The sequence below is a fragment of the Streptomyces sp. NBC_01445 genome, from assembly GCF_035918235.1.
Lineage (GTDB): Bacteria > Actinomycetota > Actinomycetes > Streptomycetales > Streptomycetaceae > Streptomyces.
In genome coordinates, this window is sequence record NZ_CP109485.1 from 1,109,144 (window position 1) to 1,132,371 (window position 23,228).

Below are 23,228 nucleotides of genomic sequence, written 5' to 3' on the forward strand. Positions count from 1 at the left end.
CCGCCCGACCTTGGCGGAACGGACCCGTCCGGGACAAGATGCCCGCATGAAGGGTGATCTCTTTTCCAGCGAGCACGTCGTACAGCCCGCCTCCGCGCCGGGAATGACCGCACAGAACGCCAAGTCGATCCGCTACGCCGTCGACGGCGACATGATGGCCCGCCAGGGAGCCATGATCGCCTACCGCGGGAACCTGCAGTTCGAACGCAAGGGCCAGGGCATGGGCGGCATGCTCAAGCGCGCGGTCACGGGCGAGGGCCTGCCCCTGATGACGGTGCGCGGACAGGGCGAGGCCTGGTTCGCGCACGAGGCGCAGAACTGTTTCATCGTCGACGTCGAAGCGGGCGAGGCCCTGACGGTCAACGGGCGCAACGTCCTGTGCTTCGACTCCACGCTGTCGTACGAGATCAAGACCGTGAAGGGCGCGGGCATATCCGGCGGAGGGCTGTTCAACAGCGTCTTCACCGGGCAGGGCCGGCTGGGGCTCGTCTGCGAGGGCAACCCGCTGGTCATCCCGGTCTCGCAGCAGCAGCCGGTGTTCGTCGACACGGACGCGGTCGTGGGCTGGACGGCCCATCTGCACACCTCGCTGCACCGGTCGCAGTCCATCGGGTCGATGATCCGCGGCGGTTCGGGCGAGGCCGTCCAGCTGAAGCTGGAGGGTGAGGGGTACGTCATCGTGCGTCCCAGCGAGGCGACTCCGCAGAAGGCCCAGCAGCACTGACGCCACACGGTCCCCGCGCACTCCGAGGTGGCGGCCCCGGGATCCGGTGAACCGTCACCCCAGGGTGAGCTGCCACCGGATCTCGCCGTCGTGCATCCGGTCCGTGGGCGCCAGTCCGCAGGCCTTGGCGACGGCCGCCGACGCGGCGTGGTCCGGGTGGATGTGCGCGACGACGGTGTGTACGGGCCGCTGCCCGAGCCAGTCGACCAGTCCGCGCGCCGCCTCCGTGGCAAGGCCCCGGCCCTGCCACGGCACGCCGACGACCCAGGCGATCTCGGCTTCGAGCCCGTCGTCGCCGGGGCCGACCGTGGCCTGGACCGTCCCGGCCAGACACCCTTCCTCCCCGACCCGGACCACCCAGTTGCACCACGAGACGGCCGGATCCGGGGAGCCCGCGATCAGGCGCCCGTAGCGTTCACGCAGCTCCGGCGGTGTCAGCGGTGCGCCGCCGATGAACGTATGCAGAGCCGGGTCGCCGAGCACCGCGGCCATCTCGTCGGCGAACTCTGCCTGGAGCGGCAGGAGTTCGAGCCTTCCGGTCGCGATGACCGTCGCCGTCACGGGTTCGCGGAGTCTGTCCATCGCGTCACCGTACGTCCACGCCGGTGCGCCGGACACCGCGACCACGGCATCCGGCGCACCGGCCCAGCCTCGTTTACTGAACCGTGATCGCGAACACGTGGATCGCGTCCGCGTCGGGCAGGGTGACCGTGCGGATCGTCTTGCCCGCGGTGAGCGGGACCGAGTTGCCGAACAGCTTGTAGCCGGTGCCGAAGTTGGCGGGGCCGGTCGGAGTGTTGCGGTGGTCCGACGTGGCGACCGTCGTCGCGCCGTACTCCGTGCCCGCCGTGCAGCACCAGTTGGGGAAGCCCAGGCTGCCGGTGCTCGTGGTGCCGTCGGTGTAGGTGACCTTGACCTGGCCCGAGGCGAAGCCGGCCTCCGCGCCGAGGAACCAGAGCTTGGAGCCGCTCCCGGTGAGGGTGATCGACTGGCCGGCGAGTTCGACGTTGTTCGGGGTGCCCGGCTTGGCGGCCGGGAACGTCCAGGTCACGCCGTCCTTGCTGACCTTTGCCCCGGGGGTGACCCCTGCTGCGGCGAGGGCCTGCGCCGAGTAGCTGTCGCCGCCGCCGTCGAAGTTGCCGGTCGTGTAGTTGCCCTCGGCGGGCGGCGCCCCCTCGTTGGTCACGCCGACGTTGTTGAAGGCCGCGTCCAGGCTCGGGTAGGGCACTTCGGTGACGATCGAGGCGCGTCCCGCCACGGAACCCTCGCCCGCGCCACCCGCTCGATAGCGGGCCGTCGCGGTCAGGGTCGTGACGGTGGTGCCGGGCTCGGCGTCGGGGCCCTTCGCGGTGACGGTCGCGGTGGCCGAGCCGCCCGGCCTGACCTTGCCGAGGGACACCTTCGACGCGCTGAGGCGCCAACCTTCCGGGGCGCTGATGCTCAGTTGCGCGCCGGTGAGTCCCGTCGGGCCGTGGTCCGCGAGCGCGACCTTCCAGGTGGAGGTGGCGCCTTCGCCGCCGGTCCGCGTCCAGGTGATCGCGGTGGCGGGCTGCGCGCGATGGGCGGCGCCGGCGTGGACGCGGTAGAGCACGGTCGCGTGGGCGGGCACGTTCGCGGCAATCGTCCCGGTGGTCTGGGTGGTCCGCTTCGACCAGAGGTCCTTGAGGAGGTACGAGGATCCGGCGGGCAGCCCGGCCTTGGCGGCCGTCGTCGTGATGGTCCGCGCCTCGTCGGACGAGTTGAACAGAGCCACGGCCCGGTCGCCGTTCGCGAGCGGCTTGGACAGGACGTCGTAGCCGTCGCCCTGCTGGACGATGCGGCCCTGGAGGCCCTTGGCGTCCTGGTCGACGGCAATGACGTCCTTGTTGCCGAGCACGGCGAGTGCCTCGGGCGAGGCCTTCGTCAGGTCGGTGCTGGAGATGAGCGGGGCGGCCATCACGGACCACAGCGACATCTGGCTGCGGATCTCGTCGCCGGTGAGCCGGGACTGCCCGGCGAGCAGGAAGTCGGGGTCGTTCCACCGGCCCGGGCTCTGCAGGTCGGCCAGCGGCACGTTGTAGGCGTAGTTGTACTTGATGGAGGCCCACTTGCCGCGCGCGGACGACGACTCCATGGCGACGTCGGCGCCCTCCCGCCACAGGTTGCCGACCTCGGCGGACCAGGAGATGACGTGGTGCCAGTCCTTCTCGCCCTCGAAGTAGGCGGGCGCGGAGACGGAATAGACGATGGGCCGGCCGGTGTCGAGGAGCGCCTGGCTCATGTCGCCGTAGAGCTTGTGGTAGACGTCGTCCGCGCTCTGGCCCGTGGGAACGGGCACATTGCAGCCGTCCAGCTTCAGATAGTCGACCTTCCACTTGGCGAAGAGGTCGGCGTCCTGCTTCATGTGCCCGTACGAGCCGGGGTAGCCGCCGCAGGTGGCCGTGCCGGCGTCCTCGTAGATGCCGAACTTCAGTCCCATCGCATGCAGTTGCTCGCCGACGTAGGCCATGCCGTGCGGGAAGCGCGTGGGGTCGGGGACGAGGTTTCCGTCGGCGTCGCGGGTGTGCGTCATCCAGCAGTCGTCGGTGGTGACGGTGTCGTAGCCCTTGGCGGCCAGGCCGGAGGAGACGAGTGCGCGGGCATTGGCGAGGACGGTTTCCTCGCTGATGTCGCAGCCGTAGTAGGACCAGTTGTTCCAGCCCATGGGCGGGGTCGGGGTGAGGTTGGGGTACGGGGTGGTGGCCGCGGCGGCGGGTGCGGCGGACGGTCCCGCGAGGCCACCGAGCGCGAGTGCCGTGGCGGTGGCGGCCACGGACAGGGCGCGAAGGGTGCGGGCCCGGCCGCGGCGCGAGGGGTGCGGGGAGGTGCGGCGCCGTGTGGATCTGTGCTCTCTGTGAGCTCTCCCGGACAAGGGATCTCCCGTCTACGAGCGTCTACGAGCGCGCCGGGGATGACGCGACGGGGACACCGTGCCGAGGGAAGCTCGTTCCTGCAAGATGTATGGCGATTTCTTGCACAAACAATCAACTGCTGGGGTGATTCGGCGCCGTGTGTACCAATTCACCCTCTTCGCTTGTCAGTTGACCCCCGGAACGTCGGTGAACCGCGGGCAAACTTCTGCACAACCCTTCCCCCTCATGCACTGTCAAACAGGGCGCCGGACAAGGAACGGGCCCTTTCCGGACACCCCCCGCGCTGCCCGGTCGTCCTTCTCATGAGGAGCCGCTCGTGCGCAAGAACCGTTCCGCCGCCCTGGCCGCGGCGTCATTCCTCCTTCTGTCCGGTGCGGCCATCGCCACCGCCCCCTCCGCCTACGCCGGCACCCCCGGAGGCACGCACGCAGACGACCGCAACAGCGATTTCAACGGCGACGGTTACGAGGACGTCCTCGTCGGCGCGCCCGGTGCGACCGTCAGCGGGAAGAAGGGCGCCGGCCTCGTCACCGTGCAGTACGGGTCGTCGAGAGGCATCGGGACCACCCATGTCGCCCGCTTCAGCCAGTCCACCTCCGGTGTGGCCGGCGCCGCCGAGACCGGTGACGCGTTCGGGAAGGCGGTGGCCACGGGCGACCTGGACGGGGACGGCTACGACGACGCGGTCGTCGGCATCCCCGGCGAGGACATCGGCACGACCGCGGACGCGGGCGGAGTGGCCGTCCTGTGGGGCTCCAAGGCCGGCCTCACGGGCGCCGCAAGCGACTGGCTGGAGACCCAGGAACCCACCGCCGGCGAGAAGTTCGGCACGGGCGTCACTGCGGCGCACTTCACGAACGACACGCCGGGCGACGTCCTCGCCGTCCTCGACCGCGACGACCTGGAACTCTTCGCCTACGACTCCGCGCCCCAGCCTGCGTCGAAGGCGCCACTGGAGCGCCGCTCCACGAGCCGCCTGTCCAAACTCGCCGACGCGCGCGACATCGTGCCCATGTCGCTGACCACGGGCGACTACGACAACAACGGCTTCGCGGACCTCGTCGTCTCGGGCGTGACGGCGGGCTCGGAGCCGGGACACGGCTGGTCGTCGTACCTGTCCGGGCACGCCGACGGCCTCACCTACGAGCGCGATCTGCGCGGCGGACCCGTGGCGGCCTCGGGCGACATCAACCGCGACGGATACGACGACCTGGTGACCGGCGAGCCCAACTCCCCCGACGACGGCGGTGCTTCGATGACCGGTGGGCTGGTGGGCGTGCGCCTCGGCGGGCCCGAGGGGCCGTCGTCCGACGTGCAGTGGTGGACGCAGGACTCCGCGGGCGTGCCCGGCACCGCCGAGCGCGGCGACGGCTGGGGCACGGACCTGTCCGTCGCGGACACGAACGGGGACGGGTACGCCGACGTGGCGATCGGCGCGGCCGGCGAGGACATCGGCACGGTCGCCGACGCGGGCGCCGTGTGGGTGCTGCGCGGGGCGTCGACGGGCCTGACCGCGACCGGAGCGCAGTCCTGGGACCAGAACTCGGCGAACGTGCCGGGCGCGCCCGAGAAGGGCGACAAGTGGGGCGGCCAGGTCCGCCTCACCGACCCGAACCGCGACGGCCGCTTCGGCCTGCTCGCCGCGGCGCCGGGCGAGAACACCAACGACGGTGTCGTCTGGGTGTTCTCGGCGGGCTCCGGCGGTGTCACGGCCTCCGGCTCCTGGACCTACGGCGCGGGCTCCCTCGGAGCACCGTCCGCGGACGCGATGTTCGGCGCGGCGATCGACGAGTAGGGCGGCCGACGCGTAGGACCAGCAAGGAACATCCAAGCCAGGCCGCCCGCCTCCCCACCCCCTCGGAGACGGGCGGCCTTCCGTACTTCCCGTACGTCCATGTGATGACCGGTCGACGTCAGGTAGCACTCAAGTCGTACGGCACAACACATACGTGGACGGATCCGCCGGGACCCTCGCCGCTCGTACGTTCTTGATCAGAACGCAGCGGCACGACGGGACCGGCGAAGGGACACGGCTACATGTACGGCAAGGCATTCGCCCCTGAGTATCAGGGCGAGTTGCGCACGGCCCTCGGGGTGAACTCCTCCTACGAGGATGTGCGCGCGGCGGCGGGCCGGTCCCTCGACACGGCGGCCGGCCCCCTGGAACGGGCACGCGCCGCACTGGCGCTCGCCGAGGCGAACCGGCGGCTCGGCCGCGTCCGCGAGGCGGGCGACGCGTGGCGGGGCAGCTATCGCAGCGCGCGGACCGCCGGGCACACGGGGGCGATGGCCTGGGCGCTGTGGAGCGGTGGCACACTCGCCCGCCAGTGCGGCTCGTTGCGCCTGGCCCGGCGTCTGCTCGGGCACGCCGTCACCCTGGCCGCCCACAGCGACGACCGGCTCGCCCACGGCTACGCGCTCGCGGGCCTGGCTGAGACGGGACGCATCCAAGGCGACTACGCGGCGGTAGCCGCCCTCCACGAGGAGCTGCTCGAACAGGGCCGCGCCCACGGCGAACCGCGGCACATGGTCTGGGCGATGTCCGGCATCGCGCAGATGCACCGCAACACCGGCGACCATGCCAAGGCCCTGGAACTGTTCGAGGAGTCGGTCCGGGTGGCCACCGAGGCGGACGACGCGCGGGGCCGCGCGTGGTCGCTGCGCGGCGTGGCCGATGTGCTGTCCGTCCGGGGCGAACCCGACCGGGCGTTGTCCCTGCTCTCGGAGGCCGAGGGCATCTGCCGCGCGATGGATCTGGCGAGCGCGCTCGCGTACAACCACAAGATGCGCGCCAACGTCCTTTACCGGGACGGGCGTTATGAGGCAGCCCGGGACACCTATGCGTCGACGCTCGCCGAGTTCCGCCGTCTGCACGAGCCGCGCGGCGTCGCGCTGTGCCGGCTGGGGCTGGTCAAGTCGCGCTCCCGGCTGGGCCGCGACCGGCGTGACACGCTCGCCGAACTCGACGTTCTCGAGGCCGACTTCACGCGGATCGGGCTGCGGCACGCGCGGGAGATGGTGGTCGCGTTCCGCGCGGAGACGACTCCGGGTGCCCTTCGGCCCGGGCACCGTGAAGCGGCCTGACCGCCTCGGTCACTCGTCGAGCGTGATGCGGATGCCCACGGTGCCGTCGAGGCCGCGGCGCAGGCGGCTGCCGAACAGCGTCACCTTGCCGAGCAGGCCGTACTTGCTCCCGATCAGGTTGCGATAGCGGGCCGTCACCTCGGGGGAGCAGATCTCCGCCGTGGCGGGCGACTGATCGCCGGTCGGGTTGCCGCGCGCGTCGCACGGCCCCACCAGGACGTCCGCGCGATTGCGGATCCGCTTGACCTTCCACGAGTCGGCGGGGGTCCAGGCGCCGAGCGCGGCCCCGTCCCTGACCACCCAGACGGGGGTGGCCACCGGGCTCCCGTTCTTCCGGAAGCTGGTGACCAGCAAGTACTTCCCGGCGCCGAGCCGCGCGAGTCGCGTGGTGTCCATGTCTCGAGTCTACGGCTCCCCGGCGGGCGGCTGTCGGGGCCCTGTCACGTCCGCCACTCCGGGTGCGGACGTCGCAACAAATTGTGAAGAAGGTGAGAGCTTTCTCTGCATCCCGGTGATCCGCGCGTCCGAGCCCGGCCCGGCCCGCCACGATGATCACGCCGCGCGCCTCCTCGTGGCATCCAGATCGGGGTGCGCAGAGCCAGGAGACTCCAGAAGCGCCGACGCCTTCGGCGCTTCTGGAGTCGTGCGGGCCACGCGACCGCGGGGGTCGGCGCAGGCGTGCGGGCCGCACTGCCGCCGGGGTCAGCGCAGAGCCGTCGCCAAGAAGGTGGTGAGCGACAGGGTGAGCCCCACGATTGCCATCAGAAGCGTCCCGTACTCACGCCAGGCCCGAGGCCGGGGCTCCGCCTCGGCCGGATGCTCGCCGGGGCGCGGGTCGGCGGCATCGGCGGGGCTCTGCTGTCCGTGCGGCTGGGTCACACCGGGTCAACTCCCCGCCGGGCGAGGGCGATGCGCCCGAGATCAGCCACGCAGGACGACTCCGTGGCGGGTTCGCATCCTCCGCAGCTCCCACAGAGAGACGGCCGTGACTGACAGCGGGCCACCCAGCAGGGAGCAGAGCTGTGCCGCGGCCGGGCCTTCCGGCATGCCCTCCACGATCAGGTTGAAGACCGCCACCGCCCACACCAGTACGGCGGTGAGCACGGCGGGCAACATCGGATGCACGTGGGCGGTGTTGAAGGCGGTCTTGGCGGAGTAGAGGGAGGCGAAGAAGAGGAACGGCAGGCCCCAGACGATGACGGCCAGGACGACGATCGCGCTCACGGCCGCCGCCCACTTGGGCAGCTTGTCCAGGTAACCGCTGGTGGCCGCCACCACGATCACAGCGGCGAAGACGGCCACGGACAGGACGTACCAGGCCACCGTCTTGAGCGGTCCCTTGAGCCGGGAGCGCAGTGCCGACCGCAGGTGGGGAGGGGCGTACAGGATGAAGCCCAGGACGACGAGCGGACCTGTGACGATCAGCAGGACCGGCGTGATGATCAGGTTGCCGAAGCCGTCGCTCGCCGCTCCGTTCCACGCTTGCTCGCCCTTGCCGTAGTAGAAGGCCAGGGCGAGCGTGGCGACGAGGCCGAGCACCGAGCGGAAGAGCTGGACGCACAGCACCAGGGGGTCGTTGATCCGGACGCCGCCGTCCTGCACGAAGAGCCGGGTCGCCACGCGGTGTCCCGATTGAATGATCGCGGAGATGATGTTGAGGAACGGCACGCGGCGCAGCGGGTTGCGGCGCCGGGGTGGCACGGGCGGCCGCGGCGGGATGGGCTGCGGAGGTCCGTACGGCCCGGCCCCCGGCTGCGGGCCGTAGGGGCCTGTGGGTGGCGGGCCGTACGGGTTGCCCGGGCCCGGACCCGCCGGTGCCTGCCCGCCGTTGTGCTGGGGGCCGTTTCCCGGTCCCCATCCCCCCCGTTGCCATGTGTCCTCCGCGCCCGGCCGTCGACGGCCGTCGTTTCGTGCGGGGCGCATCGTGGGACCCCTCGTCGGCCGAGCATTCCAGGCCACCGATTCGGTCAGGACGGTCGCCTCCGCAGCCTCTCCCCACGATCCCCCGGCGACGTCTCGTCAGACCAGGAGGTCCGCGACGAGTTCGGCGAACTCGTCCGGCGTGGCCAGGCGGATGCCCAGGTCCTCGGCCTTGGCCCGCTTGGAACCCGCGCCTTCACCGGCGACCACGAGCGAGGTGCGCTTGGAGACGCTGGAGGAGGACTTGCCGCCGGCCCGCTCGATGAGTTCGTTCATCTGGTTGCGGCTGAGCTTCTCCAGGGGGCCTGTCATGGCTCCCGTGACGACGACGGTCATGCCGTCCAGCGGGCCCGCGTCCGCCGCCCGTTCGCCCGCTCCGTCCTTCTCGGTCTCTTCCTCCGGGGCAGGCGGGGTGGCGCCGGGTTCCGTCACGTTCACCCCCGCCGCCGCCAACCGGTCGATGAGCGGGGCGAGTTCGGCGAGCTCGGAGACGATCACCGGGGCCTTCTCGGCGCCGATGCCCTCGACCCGCTGCATCGCCTCGGCGTCCGCGGCGCGGATGTGGTCCATCGTGGCGAAGTGCCGGGCGATACGGCGGGACATGGACCGCCCGGTGCCCCGCACCCCGAGGGCGCACAGCACCCGGGACAGCGGCTGGGCCTTGGCGGCCTCGATCGCGGCGAGGAGGTTGTCCGTACTGGTCTCCCCCATCCGATCGAGCGCCAGGAGTCCGTCACGGGTGAGCGCGAACAGATCGGCGAGATCGGCGACCAGGCCCGCGTCGACGAGCTGGACGACGCGGGTGGCGCCGAGGCCCTCGATGTCGAGCTGGTCGCGGCCCGCCGCATAGGAGAGCGATGCCACCAGGTGGCAGTTCCGCCCCCGCTCGCAGCGCCAGCGCTGCTCGCTCGTGTCGATGCCGGAGCCGCACTGCGGGCATACGTCGGGGAAGGCGATCGGCTGTTCGTCGCCGGTGCGCAGATGGGCGACGGGCGCTTCGATGCGGGGGATGATGTCGCCCGCCTTGTAGACCATCACGTGGTCGCCGAGCCGCAGGTCGCGGCGGGTGATGTCGGCCGGGTTGTGCAGCGTGGCGTACGTGACCGTGCTGCCGTCGATGTCGACGGGTTCGAGGACGGCGCGCGGGGCGATGATGCCCGTACGGCCGACGTTCCACTCGACGTCGAGGAGGCGGGTGATCTTCTCGACCGCCGGCAGCTTGAAGGCGATGGCCCAGCGCGGGGCGCGCGTGCCCGTTCCGGCGACCTCCTGGTCTGCCGCGAGGTCTGCCTTGACGACGATCCCGTCGATGCCGAACGGCAGCTCGGCGCGCAGGCCCGCGATGTGCTCGACCCGCGCGAGCACCTCCTCGACGGTGTCGACGGTGAGTCCCGAAACAGCCGTCGTGGCGGGTGTGTTGACGCCGAGCGCGGCCGTGCGGTCCATCAGTTCGCCGTGGGCCAGGGAGCGCAGCGCGTCCGCGTGCTCGGCCGACGTGTCCGGCAGGGGCAGCAGGCCGTACGCGAAGAACGTCATCGGCACCGTGTAGGCGCGTTCCTTGGCCCTGAGCGTGCCCGCCGCGGCGTTCCTCGGGTTGGCGAAGGGGGCGCCGCCGTGCTCCGTACGCACCTCGTTCGCGTGCTCGAACTGGCTGATCGTCATGAGGACTTCGCCCCGCACCTCGACCGTGTGGGGCTCGGTGAGGCGGTCGGGCAGGCCCTCGATGGTGCCGATCGCGTGCGAGACGTCCTCCCCGGCCGTCCCGTCGCCCCGGGTGATCAGCCGCGTGAGACGGCCCTCGTGGTAACGCGCTGCGATGGCCAGGCCGTCCAGCTTGGGCTGGACGTTCCACCGGGTCACCTCGTGGCCGATCCGGCGGGCCACCGACGCGGTCCAGGTGGTGAACTGCTCACCGTCGAACACGTTGTCCAGGCTCAGCATCGGGACCGTGTGCGGCACGTCCCCCTCGACGGCGCCGCCCGCGACCTTCCCGGTCGGCGACTGCGGCAGCACCTCGTCGGGGTGGTCCGCCTCGTACGCGGCGACGGCCCGGACGAGCCGGTCGTACGCGTCGTCGTCGAGGGCGGACGTACCGCCCGTGTAGTAGGCACCCGCCGCCAGGGACGCGTCCGTGACGGCCTGGGCATAGGCAGCAGCATCGGCCAGGACGAACTCACCAGAAGTCGTTGTCATGCTGCCATCGTGCCTGGTGGCACTGACAATCGACCGGAGGCGACGGCGACGCCCGGACTCAAGCGCTCCGCTTCACACCCTCAGCCGGTCCTGCGCCTGCACCCCGTCCTCGAGGCCCGCGACGCCGAACGCCTTGGCGAGGCCCTGGGCCGGCATGTCTCCGTAGATCGTCTCGTAGGAGCCCTCGGGTACGACGTACGTCTCGTGCCAGATTCCCACGTGCGTCGCGCCCTTGCGGGCGTACCGGTTGATCCGCGCCCACCACGGGTGATGGCGCTTGTCCGGGGCCGCGGCGTAGGCGAGCAGCTTCTCCTTCGACTCCCAGTACTGGACGACCATGTAGGTGCGCGGCGAGCCCGTGAGGAGGATGTGGTGCAGGAGGCCGAGAGAGCGGTCGCGGTTCAGCTCCTTGATCATCATGGGCATCGCGATGAACACCGGCAGCCACCGGTGGACCGCCCAGAAGTGGTTGATGCGCATGCCGATGAGGAAGACCACCACATCCCCCTGTGCACCCGCGGTCATCCGTCCGGCATGTGTCTTCGTGCCCATGTCGCCCCCGATTCGGCCGTGTTGGAGGGTTCCGGAGATTTGGAGAGTGCCGCTACCCAGACACCCATGCTTGGATAGTGGCACTGCCCAAGGAAGGGTGCAAGAGATGCGACTCGCGGAACTCAGCGAGCTGAGCGGGGTCTCCATCCCCACCATCAAGTACTACCTGCGGGAGCAACTCCTGCCCCCTGGGCGGCGGATCACGGCCACACAGGCCGAGTACGACGACTCCCATCTGCGTCGGCTGCGTCTCGTACGGGCACTGATCCAGGTCGGCCGGGTGCCGGTGGCGACCGCTCGCGAGGTGCTCGCGGCGGTGGACGACGACTCGCTTGGCCGCACGGTCCGCCTGGGCGCGGCCCTGTGGGCGCTGCCGCAGCCGCCGGAGGCGCCCGGGGACGACCCGGCGACGGTCGAGGCGACCTCGGCCGTCGACCGGCTCCTCGAGGAACTCGGCTGGGACACCGCGCGCGAGATCGGCAGCCTCTCCCCCTCGTACCGCACCCTGGTCACGACGGTCGCCACGCTCAACCGCCTCGGCTACACCTGCGGAACGCCCGAACTCGCCCCGTACGCACGGCACATGGAACGCGTCGCCGAGCACGACATCGACCGGCTCGACACCTTCTCCGAGGACGTGGAGAAGGTCGAGATCGCGGTCGCGGCGGCGATCCTGTACGAGCCGGTCCTGCTCACGCTGCGCAGGCTGGCCCAGGAGGAGCAGTCGGCGCGCCGGTTCGGGCTGTGATGGCTACGCGGACTGCGGGGTACGTGGATTGTGACCCCGCGCGCCGGCACGCGCCGCCTCATGCCGACGGGTCGAACCCCGTAGCCATCCGGGCGTACGCGTGCAGCATGGCGATCACCTCGGTGCGTGTGCGGCGCCCCGCGAGCACCTCCATCTGAAAGCCGTCCTCCATCGCGACGAATCCGGCGGCCAGTTGACCCGCGGGCTCGACGAGCACGAAGTGCCCCTGCGCCTCGCCGAGGACCAACGTGGCGTAGTACACGGCAATTTGACGCTCGGTCAGCGTCGCGTCGAGAGTGGCCGCGCGGGGGTCACGCAAGCTGCGCGGCCAGTACTCGAAGAGCAGCCGGGGCAGCAGGTCGTCGGGCCCGTCGGCGACGCCGTGCTCGACGCAGGCCCGCAGCCGGTCCCGGGCGTCCGGGAACTTCTCGGCGCTCTCCTCGCGCTCACGGCTGAAGCGCTCGATCGCCCGCTGGAACGTCTCGTACATCAGCTCGTCGAGATCGTCGTAGTAGTAGAGCACCGCGGCCGACGTGACCCCCGCCTCCTCGGCGACATCGCGCAGCCGCAGACCTTCGAGACCCCGGCTGTGCAGTGCGCGCAGCGTGGCCTGGTGCAGTTGCGCGCGCCGCGCCTCCTGGTCCTTGCGCCGTCCCACGACCGCCTCCGTCCGACCCGGGTCCAACCCGATTCACTGATGACGCGGTAAAGATACCGAACCCACTCTTGACAGGCCTCATGGCCCGTTCGTTAAATCTGCGTTTAACGAAACGTCGACGCCGACCAGAAGGCCGCCGTGAACCCTGATCCCCCTCAGACACTCGCCCCCACCACCACGTCCCCACCGCCCTCCAAGGGCCTGCGGAGCGGGTCCGTCGGACTGCTCGCCTCCGTGGCGCTCGGCCTCTCCTCGGTCGCCCCCGCCTACAGCATCGCCGTGACCCTCGGCTTCGTGACGATGGCCGTCGGCAACCTCGCGCCCGCCGCGCTGCTCCTCGGATTCGTGCCGATCCTGCTGACGGCGTTCGCCTTCCGCGAGCTCAACAAGGAGATGCCGGACTGCGGGACCACCTTCGTGTGGACGACGCGCGCCTTCGGCCCGTCGTCCGGCTGGCTTCTGGGCGGCTGGGTCACCCAGTTCGCCACGGTCACGGCCATGGCCGCGCTCTCGCAGGTGGGCGCCGGTTACCTCCTCGGGCTCCTCGGCCTCGACTCACTGGCCTCCGACGAGACCGCGGTCGCTGTCACCGCCGCGCTCCTGATCGGGGCCATCACCGTCATCGCGTACCGCGGCCTCCAGCTCGCCGCGGTCGTCCAGTACGTCCTGCTCGGGCTTCAACTCGTCGCCCTCTTCGCCTTCGGCGCCGCCGCCCTCGCCCGGCACGGCGCGCTCACGCCGTCGCTCGCCTGGTTCGACCCGTTCGGCTTCGACAGCTTCGGCGCGTTCGCCAAGGCGGTCCTGCTCTGCCTCTACATCTACTGGGGCTGGGACGCGCTGCTCACCGTCAACGAGGAGACCCGCGACAGCGAGCGCACCCCCGGCAAGGCCGCGCTCATCTCGACGCTCATCCTCCTGGTCACGTACCTGTTCACGGCGGTCGCCGCGATCAGCTTCGCCGGGACGGGCACTTCGGGCCTGGGGCTCGGCAACGCCGGCAACGCGGCCGATGTCCTGTCCGCCCTCGGACCGCCCGTCCTCGGCACGGCGCTCGCGAAGGGCGTCCAGCTCGCCGTGTGCGTGTCCGCGATCTCCGCGCTGCTCACCTGCGTCGTCGGCAGTTCGCGGGCCACGCTGTCGATGAGCGTCCACGGCGCGCTGCCCCGGGCGTTCGCCCGCATCCACCCGCGCCATCGCACGCCGTCCTTCGGCACCGTCTTCATGGGCACGGCGGCCGCGGTTCTCCTCGCGGCCCTGACCTGGCTCTCGCCCGCCTTCCTCGGCGACGCGATCCTCTCCATCGGCCTGCTCATCGCGCTCTACTACGGCGTGACGGGCCTGGCCTGCGCCTGGCTGTTCCGTGGACAGCTGCGCCGCTCCTGGCGGGACGCGCTCCTCAAGGGGGTGCTGCCGCTAGCGGGCGGGCTGATGATGCTCGCCGCGTTCGTCCGCAGTGCGGTCGACATGACCGACCCCTCGTACGGCTCCACCTCACTGTTCGGCGTCGGCGGCGTACTCCTGCTGGGCCTCGGCTCCGTCCTGCTCGGCCTGGTCGTGATGCTGGCGCTGCGCCACCGCTTCCGCCTCTTCTTCCGCGACGGCCGCACCGCCGTCACCCGACTGACTGTCACCGAGGACTGATCCATGCGCACGCTCAGCATCGCCGCCGTCCAGACCGCCCCCGTCCCCTTCGATCCCGAGGCCACGTGGGCGCTGTTCGCCGACCGTGTCCGCGCGACCCGCGCCATGCTTCCGCACGTCCAGCTCGTCGTGGTTCCCGAGCTGATGCTGTCCGCGGAGGCGCCTCTGTTCGACGCCCGCGAGGACTGGATGGACAAGGCGGCCGTCACCGTCCCAGGACCGCTCACCGACCGGATCTGCGACCTCGCCCGCGAGACGGGCCTGTGGCTGATACCCGGCAGCGTCTACGAGCGGGCCGCCGACGGCACCGTCTACAACACCGCCCTCGCGGTCTCCCCGCAGGGCGAGATCGCCGCCCGCTACCGCAAGGTCTTCCCCTGGCAGCCCTACGAAACGACGGCGCCCGGCAGCGAGTTCGTCGTCTTCGACATCCCGGGCATCGGCAGGATCGGCCTCGCGATCTGTTACGACGGCTCGTTCCCGGAGACCGCGCGCCAGCTCGCCTGGCTGGGCGCCGAAGTGATCGTCCAGCCCACCCTCACCACCACGAGGGACCGCGACATGGAGATCGTCTGCGCCCGAGCCAACGCCTGGACGAACCAGGTGTACGTGGTGAACGTCAACGCCGCGGACCCCGCCGCCGTGGGCAACAGCGTCATCGTCGACCCCGAGGGCACCGTCCGCCAGCAGGCGGGCCCCGGCCAGGAACTCCTCGCGGACGTCCTCGACCTGGACGCCGTCACCCGCGTCCGCGAGTTCGGCTCCTCGGGCCTCAACCGGCCCTGGGCCCAGCTGGAGAGGTACGGCTCCAGTGTGCAACTGCCGATGTACGGCGGCTCGTTCCAGCCGCGACCTCATCGGGGCTGAACTCCCCATGCCGGGCCCACCCTTCGACCACCAGGAGGGCGGGCCCGGACCTCGGCGCTGGAGGCCGAGGATCAGGAGTGGAACGCGAGATACGGAGCCAGCGCCAGGAGTGTTCCTACGAGGGCGTACTTGAGGCGGCGCGCCGGGACCGCGTGGGCGATCTTCCATCCCACGATCACGCCGGCCAGCTCCGGTACTCCGACGAGCGCGGCGAGCCCCCAGTCGACGGAACCGTGCAGCACGTACCCGGCCGTGCCGATCGCCGCGATCACCACGGACTGCGCCTGAGCCGCGGCCAGTGCGGAGAGCACCGGGAGTCCGCAGACGACCAGGAGTGGCACGCTCAGCATCGGACCACCGAGGCCGAAGAGCCCGGCCACGACTGCAACTCCGAAGCCCACCGAGGCAATTCGCGTCACCGGCACGCTGACCGGCTCGCTCCCCGCGACCCGCGTGCGGCGCTCGCGCAGTCACCGTGACGGCGCACGCGAGCAGCATCCCGAACCCCCGTCCCGAGACGAGGGTGTTGAGCACGACACCGAGAGGTGTGCCGACCAGTGCGGCCACGGCGAGGACCGTTGCCGTGCGCCGCGTGACCGCGTCCCGCAGCTGACCCGATCGCGTGTACGCGGCGGTGCCGAGCGCGCCGGTCGCCACGTGGGTGGCGATGGCGGTGCCCGCGACGCCTGCCGGGGAGAGCCCCGTCAGCAGGAACATCCCGATCGTGGGCAGCACACCCCCGGGCCCCACCGCGGTGATCCCGATGCCTCCCGCGAGCCCGAACAGGGCAAGGAGCACCAGGGTGAGGACGTCGAGCTGCATGGGCATGGGGTGACTCCGGAACACGGCGGTGGGTGCGGGCGGCTTGGGTCAGGCGCGAGGGGACCTCGGTCAGGAACGGGGCGGTACGGGTCCCCGGTGGACCAGGGCGTGCAGGGCGAACCGGTCGGCCCGCACGCGCAGGGTCTCCGCGTCGACGGGGCGGCCGTCGGCAAGACACGTAAGGCGGTCGATCGCGAACAGGGCGGCGCCCGCGGGGATTTCGAGGAGCCGCGCGGTGTCCGGTTCGGCGGTGACGGCATGCACGGTGACCTCCGCGCTGCCGAGCCGGTGCCCCGTCGTCTCCTCGATGAGGTCGAAGACATCCCGGTGGGCCAGATCACCGTCGAGGAGGGGCCGGCCGATGTCGGGGGCGAGCCAGGTCGAGTCGACGGAGAGGGGGCGGCCGTCCAGGCTCCGCAGGCGTTCGAGGTACACGGCCTCGGATCCGTCGGGGAGCCGGAGCCGTTCGGTGACCGCGTTCGGCGCGTGCGGCACGATCCTGGCCGCGCGCACCTCGTTGGTCACGGTGCCGTAGTCGACGAGCGTCTCCGCGAGGCCGGTGAGGCGTTCGAGGCCGTGCCCGTACTTCGCCGTCACGATGCGGGTCCCGATGCCACGCCTACGGACGATCAGCCCCTCGTCGCTCAGCAGCGCGAGGGCCTCCCTGACGACGTTGCGGGTGGCGCCGAGCGCGTGGCCGAGCTCGCGTTCGTCGGGGAGCATCCCGTGTTCGTAGACGCCTGAGGTGATCTGCTGCCGAAGCGTGTCGGCGACCCGCCGCGCCCGCTCGGCCCGGGGCGGGGTGCCGCCGGGATACGGGGGATGTTCGTCACGCATAGGGCGTTTCACCACCGTTCGTCACCTGCTTTCCGGACCCGAAGCTACCCCACCGCCCCCACTTACGTGTTACGCCGAAGTTACGCCACCCATGCTGACCTGCGAAAACCACTGAGCTGCGGTTTCGCCGTCGGATTTCCGGGTTTCGCCGGGCAGCGCACGTACATACCCGGCGTCCGATGGGGGATGCGCGCGTCCTTCAAGGAAGCCCTGCCGTCGGTGCACTCCCCCGCCGATGCCCCGACACCTACCAATCGCTACTCTGCCCGGATGCGCGATGGGGGAGGCGACGGCAGCGCCGTGAGCGAGAAGGACGGCAAGGGCAATGACGAGCACGACGACGCGACACCGGAGAGCGGCGCCGGTGCCACTGCGCTGCGGCGCCTGACCGGCCCGTTGCGCGCTCACCGGCTGTTGTCCTCGGCGGTGGCGGTCGCCGTCGCCGCAGCGGTCACCGTCCCGCTGGTCCTCGCCGGATCCGGTGCCGACGCCGCACCCTGTACCGCGGTGTCCGACGCGACCCGTGCCCTCGCAGGCGATCCCGCCGCCGCCACGAAGGCGCTGGACCCCGGTGACAGCATGGCCCGTATAGGCGGTGCGAAGAAGCTGCTCGCGCACGACGGGTTCTGCGGGGACGGAGCCCGCGTCCTCGGGCGGGTCATCGACGCGGGCACCCGCGCGTCCGGGCCTGGAAAGCCGCACACCATGGCGCAGGCCCGCAGCGCCTACGCGGTGGCCTCAGTCCTCTGCGACCGCGAGATCCCGGCGGGCCTTGCGCCCTCGGTGGCGCGGATGATCGCCGAGTACGAGGTGGACGCCCTCCGCGACGACGACTTCGGGGGTTTCCGGGCGGACGAGGCGTCCGGACCCGCCGTTCCACCGGCCGAAGCCACGCTCGACAACCATGGCTGGGTGTGGCTGGGCCGCTTCCTCTCGCCCGGCGAGGCGCACGCCACCTTCGAGTACGGGGACAGGTACGCGGACGCGACCGCCGACATCCCCGGTCTGGTCGCCGAACTCGCCAAGAACCCCGAGGCGTTCGCCATCCTCTACGACGCGCACCGCGCCCAGCTCGCGCACTATCTGGAGCGGCTGACCCGCCAGGGCGGCGACCCCTCGTACCGTCCCGACGACAAGTACGGGACCCCCACGACCTGGACCGACAACGACCTCCAGGACCTGGCCGACCACATCGGCACCCTCATGGCCCTGCGGTCCGGCTACGCGAAAGACAGAACGATCAAGGACGTCGCGGCGTTCGACGCGTCGGTACGCGAGCACAGCCGCGGCACCTTCCGGCCCGCGTCGCGCCAGCTCACGACCCGCCCACCGATGGGCGACATCGCCGACCGGCCCACGTCGGGGCCTCTGCGCGGCGACGTGATGGACGGCCGGCGCCAGATGTTCACGGTGCTCGACAGGTGGGCGAAAGAGCGCAGCGTACCTTCCGAACGAGCCGCGGCCATGCGGCAGTTGATGGACGACTTCTACGTGCGGGCCCTGTGGATGGTCTCCATCGAGCGATTCTGAGCCGGAGCGTCGCGTCGCTCCGGCTCGGAAGAGCCGAGGCTATGTCGCTGTCGCTCAGAAGAACCGCAGTCCGGAGCAGCCGCGCCGCCGCACCTGGTCCTCGGCGAACGCCTTGAGCAGTCGTCGCCGTTCCGCTTTGTCGACGCCGGGGGTGTCCTTCGTCGCGTCGAGCGCGAAGTTGGCCGCCTCGCCGTCGCAACGTGCCGTGGCGGTCAGGGGCCGGCGTTCGCCGTTGTCGTCCGATGCCGTGAGGCGGCTGCTCCAGTCCCCGTACCAGGCACCGAACTCCATCCCGGCCCGGCCCGCGCCGTCGCCCCGTTCCATGCGCAGGTCGCAGACGCTCGTGGGCGCCGTGTCGTTCGCCTCCGCCGCGAGGCGCCATCCCTCGCTCTTCGCGAGACCAGCTCGGGCCAGCCAGTCACACCCGGTGCCTTCCGCCTTCGCCGGGGAAACGGCTCGCCGCCATCGCTCCTCGGTGTCGAACCCGGTGATCCTGTGCGGCACCTTGAGGGGGCGGGCGCCGCAACTGAGGATTTTCGAGGCCGAGTTGGCGAGGGCCACGGCCGTACGGTAGACGGCCCCGAGAGCACTCCGGTCGACGTCCCCGAACGTCCCGACGCGGACCAGCATCTTCCGCTGCCGACCCTCGGCGTCCTTGCCCAGCGCCGGACACTGCGTCACGATCCGCATGACCCCGGCGTCGTCGACGGTTCCGGGCAGCCCGCCCGACAGCACGGCGTTCGGCGTGAAGCCGCCCTCCGGGAAGGCCCTCTTGAACTCCCGGTCCTGGTCGTCACGACCGGTGTACGCCGACATGGCGACCAGGAACACACCCTCGGTGTCGTCCCCGTCGAACGCGAGGCTGCATCCGTAGAACCCGAGTTCCGGAATCCGGCGCGACTCCTCCTTCGTGAACTGCGCGTCGTCAGGCGTGAGTTGTGCGACGGAGTCGCGGGGCAGGGCCCCGTCGCAGGCGCGTCCGACGAGCCACCAGTCCTGCGCATACGGCTCGGCCATGTAGCCACCCAGGCCGACGACGGCCGCTGCCGCCACCGCCACCTTGATCCAGCGCCGCATCGTCCCTGCCCCCGTCACCACCGAAACCGTGCGGCCCCCGTGGCCTCACACGTACCGCCGGACCCTACCCGGCCCGCCTGTTCGCCCCGCGCCCGGCCCGAGCCGCCCCTCTCCCGGCTCAGGCCGTGATCGTGCGGACCGGGCTCCCCGCCAGGAACGCCTCGACGTCCTCGACCGCGCCCTCGAAGTAGCCCTCGTAGTTGCGGCGGGTGACATAGCCGAGGTGCGGCAAGCCGAGGAAGTTCGGGGCGGTGCGCAGGGGGTGGTCGGCCGGGAGCGGTTCCGTCTCGAAGACGTCGGCGCCCGCACCCGCGATCCGGCCGTCGTGCAGGGCGCGCACCATCGCGTCCTGGTCGACGATCGCGGCGCGCGAGGTGTTGACCAGGTAGGCGGTGGGACGCATGCGCTTGAGTTCGTCCGCGCCGATCAGGCCGCGCGTGCGGTCACTGAGTACGAGGTGGACGGAGACGAAGTCGCTGCTCTCCAGGAGTTCCTCCTTGGAGGGCGCGAGGGTGACGCCGGCCGCCGCGGCGCGCTCTTCGGTGAGGTTCTCGCTCCACGCGGCCACCTCCATGCCGAAGGCCTGGCCGACGCGGGCGACCTTGGTCCCGATCTTCCCGAGCCCCAGGAGGCCGAGGCGGCGTCCGTGCAGGTCGGCGCCGAGTGTGCTCTGCCAGGGGCCCATGTCGCGCAGGGCGGTGCTCTCACGCACCACGCTCCGGGCGAGGCCGAGAATGATCGCCCACGTCAGTTCGACGGGCGGCTCGGAGTTGCTGGCGGTGCCGCACACCGTGACGCCGTGCCGAACCGCTGCGGCCAGGTCGATGGACGCGTTGCGCATCCCCGAGGTGATCAGAAGACGCAGCTGCGGGAGGCGTGCGAAGAGGGTGTCCGTGAAGGGTGTGCGCTCCCTCATCGCGACCACGATCTCGCAGTCGTCGACCGCCTCGACGACGGCGTCCTCGGTCGGCAGGTGGCGTTGCAGGGACCGGACTTCGACGTCCGTCCCGACTCTGGTCCAGTCCGCCATGGACAAGGCCACGCCTTGGTAGTCGTCGAGCACGGCGCAGCGCAGTCTGGTCAACGCAACTCCCCTGAAAGATCCGGTACCGGAAACACTAATGGCTCCTCGCGGTGGCCGTGCGACGACCGCGGGCTGAGCACACCAGTACACCTGCCGAGTCGACGCACGGACAATTCGAGTGTGGACTCGGTGCTGGACCGCCCCCGGCTCACCGCTGAGGGCAGTCCCTGAACCTGATGATGGAATACGGCATGGCGTCACGCACGAACGTACTCATCCATGTCCTGGTCGCCACCCTGCTGTTCCCGCTCGCCGTGGGGTGCTCGTCCGGCGACGCGAAGAGCGAAGGCCCGGACTGGAGTCCGCCGCCCCGGCACGCGGGGTTCGACTACCAGATCGGTGGTGCCTATCCGCCCGCGAAGGGCGTCGGTGTCGTAAGCCGCGACCGGGCGGCTCGGCCCGCCCCAGGCGTGTACAACATGTGTTACGTCAACGCCTTCCAGGCCCAGCCCGACGAACGGGACGACTGGCCCGCCGACTTGCTGCTGCGCGACCGGAACGGACGGGTCGTGATCGACCAGGACTGGGACGAGCCGCTCCTGGACATCGGCACGCCGAACAAGCGTGAGCGGGTGGCCGCCCGCGTCGGCCCCTGGATCGACGGGTGCGCCGACCACGGCTTCGACGCGGTCGAGCCGGACAACTACGACAGCTACACACGCTCGAAGGGCCAGCTGAGCGCCCGCGACGCAAAGGCGTTCATGTCGTTGCTGGTGAGGCGCGCGCACCGGGCCGGACTCGCCGTCGGTCAGAAGAACACGGCCGAACTGGCCCCCGACGGCAACCAGTTGGGAGTCGACTTCGCCGTCGCCGAGGAATGCGGCGCCTACGACGAGTGCGGCGTGTACGCCAAGGCCTTCGACGACCGGGTCGTGGTGATCGAGTACACCGACACCGGCCTGCGCAAGGCCTGTAGCGCATTCGGAAAGCGGTTGGACATCGTGCGCAGGGACCACGACGTGACGACTCCCGGCAGCAACGGCTACGTGAGGCGCACCTGTTGAGAGGTGTGCGGGTACGCGTCGGGCAGGACACGCATGACTGGGGGCACGGTGTCCCGCAGGGCCACCCCTGCGGCGTGCGTGCCGCGCTGCGGTCCGAGGTCGAGCGAGCGCAGGGACCAGCCGGAGGGGTGGACGGCTCCGTGGCGTGGACGGTCACCCACGTAGTCCGCGTCCAGTGCACGCCCCAGGCCGACGCCGACGCCCTTGAGGTAGGCCTCCTTGCGGGACCACACCCGGCAGAAGGCCGCGGCGCGCGACCCGGCAGGGAGCGCGGCGAGATCGGCGCGTTCCGCCGGGTGCAGCTCCTTCACCAGGTCGTCAACGGCCCCGGGGTCCGGCACCCGCTCGGCATCCACGCCCACCGGGCTACCCGCCACGCAGATCAGGACAAGCTGCTCGCAGTGCGAGAGGGAGAAGTGCAGCGGCGGGCGGGGGCCGGCCAGCGCCGGGCGCCCGTGCGGGCCGCCGCACTGCGGACACGGCTCGCGGGTGAACCTGACACTCCCCGGTGAGGTCCCCAGACACGCACCGAGGAGCCGGCGCAGGGAGATGTGTGCGGCCAGGTACAGGTCGCGGTCCGTGCTCCGTACGAAGACGGCGGCCCGGGCGCGCTCGTCGGCGTCGAGAGCGGAGTCGTCCAGCAGCGGGTACGGCTCTCCACGCTCCGGGGTCCTGAGCAGCCACAGAGACGGGCGACCGTCCCAGTCACCCGGAGCCGCCGGGACGGCGGGGTCGGGAGCGAGGTCCGGCTCACGCGCGAGGTCCGGCTCCTGGGTCACGCGGATCCCACCCTCATCACGCCACCCGCCGATCCCTACAGCCCGCCCGGCTCACTCCACCGCACCCGCGCCCGTACGGCATTCCGGGTGGCCCCAGCCTTTCGGGTTCTTGGCGATGGGCTCACCGGCCGCGTAGGACCGGCCGCAGACGCAGCGGCCCGGGAACTTGGCGTTGAGCGTGCGCGACGAGGCCGTCTTCGATCGGGCCGGGCCCGCCTTGGGCTTCCTCTTCGACGGGCCGGCGACCGTGTCGGGTGACGGCGGGGGCTCCGGGGACCCGTACTCGGTGCCCGCAGGTTCCTGGGCGACGGCAGCCTGGCTCGCGGCCCGGTCGGCGAAGTCGTTCAGCCGGTCGCCGTCGACCTGGTGCGCGGGAACGTACCGGAACTCGACGGCGCGCCCTTCGAGCAGCGCGTCGATGCGGGTGACGAGCTCCTGGTTGGCGACCGGCTTGCCCGCCGAGGTCTTCCAGCCGTTGCGCTTCCAGCCGGGCAGCCACGTCGTGACCGCCTTCATCGCGTACTGGGAGTCCATCCGGACCTCGAGCCGCTCGCCCGGGTCCGTGGCGGCGAGGAGGCGCTCCAGGGCGGTGAGCTCCGCGACGTTGTTCGTCGCCGTGCCCAGCGCGCCCGCCTCCCAGCGAACCGGGGTCTCCCCGCCGTCGGCGATGACCCAGGCCCAGCCGGCGAGCCCTGGATTTCCTTTCGACGCCCCGTCACACGCGGCGATTACGCGATCTGCCATGACACCGATCATGCCAGTGCCGGTGAGCGGCGGACGCCGCACCCCGTCGCCCGGCCCTGGCACGCACGCGACC

The 23,228-nt window shown here is 71.3% G+C and carries 22 protein-coding genes; 8 read left to right on the top strand and 14 right to left on the bottom strand.

Annotated features, from left to right (window positions below):
* Window positions 1–46 precede the first annotated feature (46 nt).
* Window positions 47–724: an AIM24 family protein gene (locus OG574_RS05365; RefSeq protein ID WP_326772111.1), complete on the top strand. Its 678-nt coding sequence runs from the start codon at window positions 47–49 to the stop codon at window positions 722–724.
* A 54-nt stretch (window positions 725–778) separates the two neighbouring features.
* On the opposite strand, the gene OG574_RS05370 is transcribed toward OG574_RS05365, so the two are convergent.
* Both OG574_RS05370 and OG574_RS05375 read right to left on the bottom strand, forming a co-directional pair.
* Window positions 779–1,306 (bottom strand): GNAT family N-acetyltransferase, encoded by a 528-nt coding sequence (locus tag OG574_RS05370; RefSeq protein ID WP_326772112.1) that lies wholly within the window; start codon window positions 1,304–1,306, stop codon window positions 779–781.
* A gap of 73 nt (window positions 1,307–1,379) precedes the next feature.
* On the bottom strand, window positions 1,380–3,515 hold the full coding sequence (locus tag OG574_RS05375; protein ID WP_326772113.1) for an NEW3 domain-containing protein: 2,136 nt from the start codon (window positions 3,513–3,515) through the stop codon (window positions 1,380–1,382).
* A gap of 416 nt (window positions 3,516–3,931) precedes the next feature.
* Between OG574_RS05375 and OG574_RS05380 the strand changes: the two genes are divergently transcribed.
* Together OG574_RS05380 and OG574_RS05385 are read left to right on the top strand one after the other, a co-directional pair.
* Window positions 3,932–5,410, top strand: coding sequence for an esterase (locus tag OG574_RS05380; RefSeq protein ID WP_326772114.1), 1,479 nt, complete (start codon window positions 3,932–3,934; stop codon window positions 5,408–5,410).
* A gap of 242 nt (window positions 5,411–5,652) precedes the next feature.
* Entirely contained in the window at window positions 5,653–6,699 is a 1,047-nt protein-coding gene (locus tag OG574_RS05385) for a tetratricopeptide repeat protein (protein WP_326772115.1), read from the top strand.
* A gap of 9 nt (window positions 6,700–6,708) precedes the next feature.
* On the opposite strand, the gene OG574_RS05390 is transcribed toward OG574_RS05385, so the two are convergent.
* The 5 genes from OG574_RS05390 to OG574_RS05410 all read right to left on the bottom strand — a co-directional run bounded on the left by OG574_RS05390 (window position 6,709) and on the right by OG574_RS05410 (window position 11,364).
* On the bottom strand, window positions 6,709–7,095 hold the full coding sequence (locus OG574_RS05390) for a PPOX class F420-dependent oxidoreductase (RefSeq protein WP_100593250.1): 387 nt from the start codon (window positions 7,093–7,095) through the stop codon (window positions 6,709–6,711).
* Window positions 7,096–7,401: 306 nt separating this feature from the next.
* Window positions 7,402–7,578 carry a hypothetical protein gene (locus tag OG574_RS05395; RefSeq protein WP_326772116.1) on the bottom strand — a complete coding sequence of 59 codons (177 nt, stop codon included), beginning with the start codon at window positions 7,576–7,578 and terminating at the stop codon, window positions 7,402–7,404.
* 42 nt (window positions 7,579–7,620) lie between these two features.
* Window positions 7,621–8,400, bottom strand: a complete 780-nt coding sequence (locus OG574_RS05400; RefSeq protein ID WP_326772117.1) for a hypothetical protein — start codon at window positions 8,398–8,400, stop codon at window positions 7,621–7,623.
* Between the two features lie 318 nt (window positions 8,401–8,718).
* A complete protein-coding gene (gene ligA / locus OG574_RS05405; RefSeq protein WP_326772118.1) occupies window positions 8,719–10,812 on the bottom strand; it encodes an NAD-dependent DNA ligase LigA in 2,094 nt (697 codons plus the stop codon).
* Between the two features lie 72 nt (window positions 10,813–10,884).
* Complete coding sequence (locus OG574_RS05410) at window positions 10,885–11,364, bottom strand: DUF4188 domain-containing protein (protein WP_100593247.1); 480 nt, start codon at window positions 11,362–11,364, stop codon at window positions 10,885–10,887.
* A gap of 106 nt (window positions 11,365–11,470) precedes the next feature.
* Between OG574_RS05410 and OG574_RS05415 the strand changes: the two genes are divergently transcribed.
* A complete protein-coding gene (locus OG574_RS05415) occupies window positions 11,471–12,112 on the top strand; it encodes a MerR family transcriptional regulator (RefSeq protein ID WP_326772119.1) in 642 nt (213 codons plus the stop codon).
* Between the two features lie 58 nt (window positions 12,113–12,170).
* On the opposite strand, the gene OG574_RS05420 is transcribed toward OG574_RS05415, so the two are convergent.
* Window positions 12,171–12,770: a TetR/AcrR family transcriptional regulator gene (locus OG574_RS05420; protein ID WP_326772120.1), complete on the bottom strand. Its 600-nt coding sequence runs from the start codon at window positions 12,768–12,770 to the stop codon at window positions 12,171–12,173.
* A gap of 138 nt (window positions 12,771–12,908) precedes the next feature.
* Between OG574_RS05420 and OG574_RS05425 the strand changes: the two genes are divergently transcribed.
* Entirely contained in the window at window positions 12,909–14,411 is a 1,503-nt protein-coding gene (locus OG574_RS05425) for an APC family permease (protein WP_326772121.1), read from the top strand.
* Window positions 14,412–14,414: 3 nt separating this feature from the next.
* Window positions 14,415–15,278: a carbon-nitrogen hydrolase family protein gene (locus OG574_RS05430; protein ID WP_326772122.1), complete on the top strand. Its 864-nt coding sequence runs from the start codon at window positions 14,415–14,417 to the stop codon at window positions 15,276–15,278.
* Between the two features lie 71 nt (window positions 15,279–15,349).
* Here OG574_RS05430 and OG574_RS05435 read toward each other — a convergent pair whose 3' ends face one another.
* Both OG574_RS05435 and OG574_RS05440 read right to left on the bottom strand, forming a co-directional pair.
* Entirely contained in the window at window positions 15,350–15,658 is a 309-nt protein-coding gene (locus tag OG574_RS05435; RefSeq protein WP_326772123.1) for a sulfite exporter TauE/SafE family protein, read from the bottom strand.
* Window positions 15,659–16,169: 511 nt separating this feature from the next.
* Window positions 16,170–16,937, bottom strand: coding sequence for a GntR family transcriptional regulator (locus OG574_RS05440; RefSeq protein WP_326772124.1), 768 nt, complete (start codon window positions 16,935–16,937; stop codon window positions 16,170–16,172).
* A 270-nt stretch (window positions 16,938–17,207) separates the two neighbouring features.
* Here OG574_RS05440 and OG574_RS05445 point away from each other — a divergent pair, with 270 nt between their 5' ends.
* Window positions 17,208–18,467 (top strand): hypothetical protein, encoded by a 1,260-nt coding sequence (locus OG574_RS05445; protein ID WP_326772125.1) that lies wholly within the window; start codon window positions 17,208–17,210, stop codon window positions 18,465–18,467.
* A gap of 54 nt (window positions 18,468–18,521) precedes the next feature.
* Here OG574_RS05445 and OG574_RS05450 read toward each other — a convergent pair whose 3' ends face one another.
* Window positions 18,522–19,562: a hypothetical protein gene (locus tag OG574_RS05450; RefSeq protein WP_326772126.1), complete on the bottom strand. Its 1,041-nt coding sequence runs from the start codon at window positions 19,560–19,562 to the stop codon at window positions 18,522–18,524.
* 100 nt (window positions 19,563–19,662) lie between these two features.
* Window positions 19,663–20,574: a D-2-hydroxyacid dehydrogenase family protein gene (locus OG574_RS05455; protein ID WP_326778370.1), complete on the bottom strand. Its 912-nt coding sequence runs from the start codon at window positions 20,572–20,574 to the stop codon at window positions 19,663–19,665.
* A 245-nt stretch (window positions 20,575–20,819) separates the two neighbouring features.
* Here OG574_RS05455 and OG574_RS05460 point away from each other — a divergent pair, with 245 nt between their 5' ends.
* On the top strand, window positions 20,820–21,632 hold the full coding sequence (locus OG574_RS05460) for an endo alpha-1,4 polygalactosaminidase (protein ID WP_326772127.1): 813 nt from the start codon (window positions 20,820–20,822) through the stop codon (window positions 21,630–21,632).
* Here the strand turns inward: OG574_RS05460 and OG574_RS05465 are convergent.
* Entirely contained in the window at window positions 21,611–22,411 is an 801-nt protein-coding gene (locus tag OG574_RS05465) for a 4'-phosphopantetheinyl transferase family protein (protein ID WP_326772128.1), read from the bottom strand. The genes OG574_RS05460 and OG574_RS05465 overlap by 22 nt on opposite strands.
* A 51-nt stretch (window positions 22,412–22,462) precedes the next feature.
* The gene (locus OG574_RS05470) at window positions 22,463–23,167 is read right to left on the bottom strand and encodes a ribonuclease H family protein (protein WP_326772129.1); all 705 of its coding nucleotides are present in this window, start codon (window positions 23,165–23,167) and stop codon (window positions 22,463–22,465) included.
* Between the last annotated feature and the right edge of the window lie 61 nt (window positions 23,168–23,228).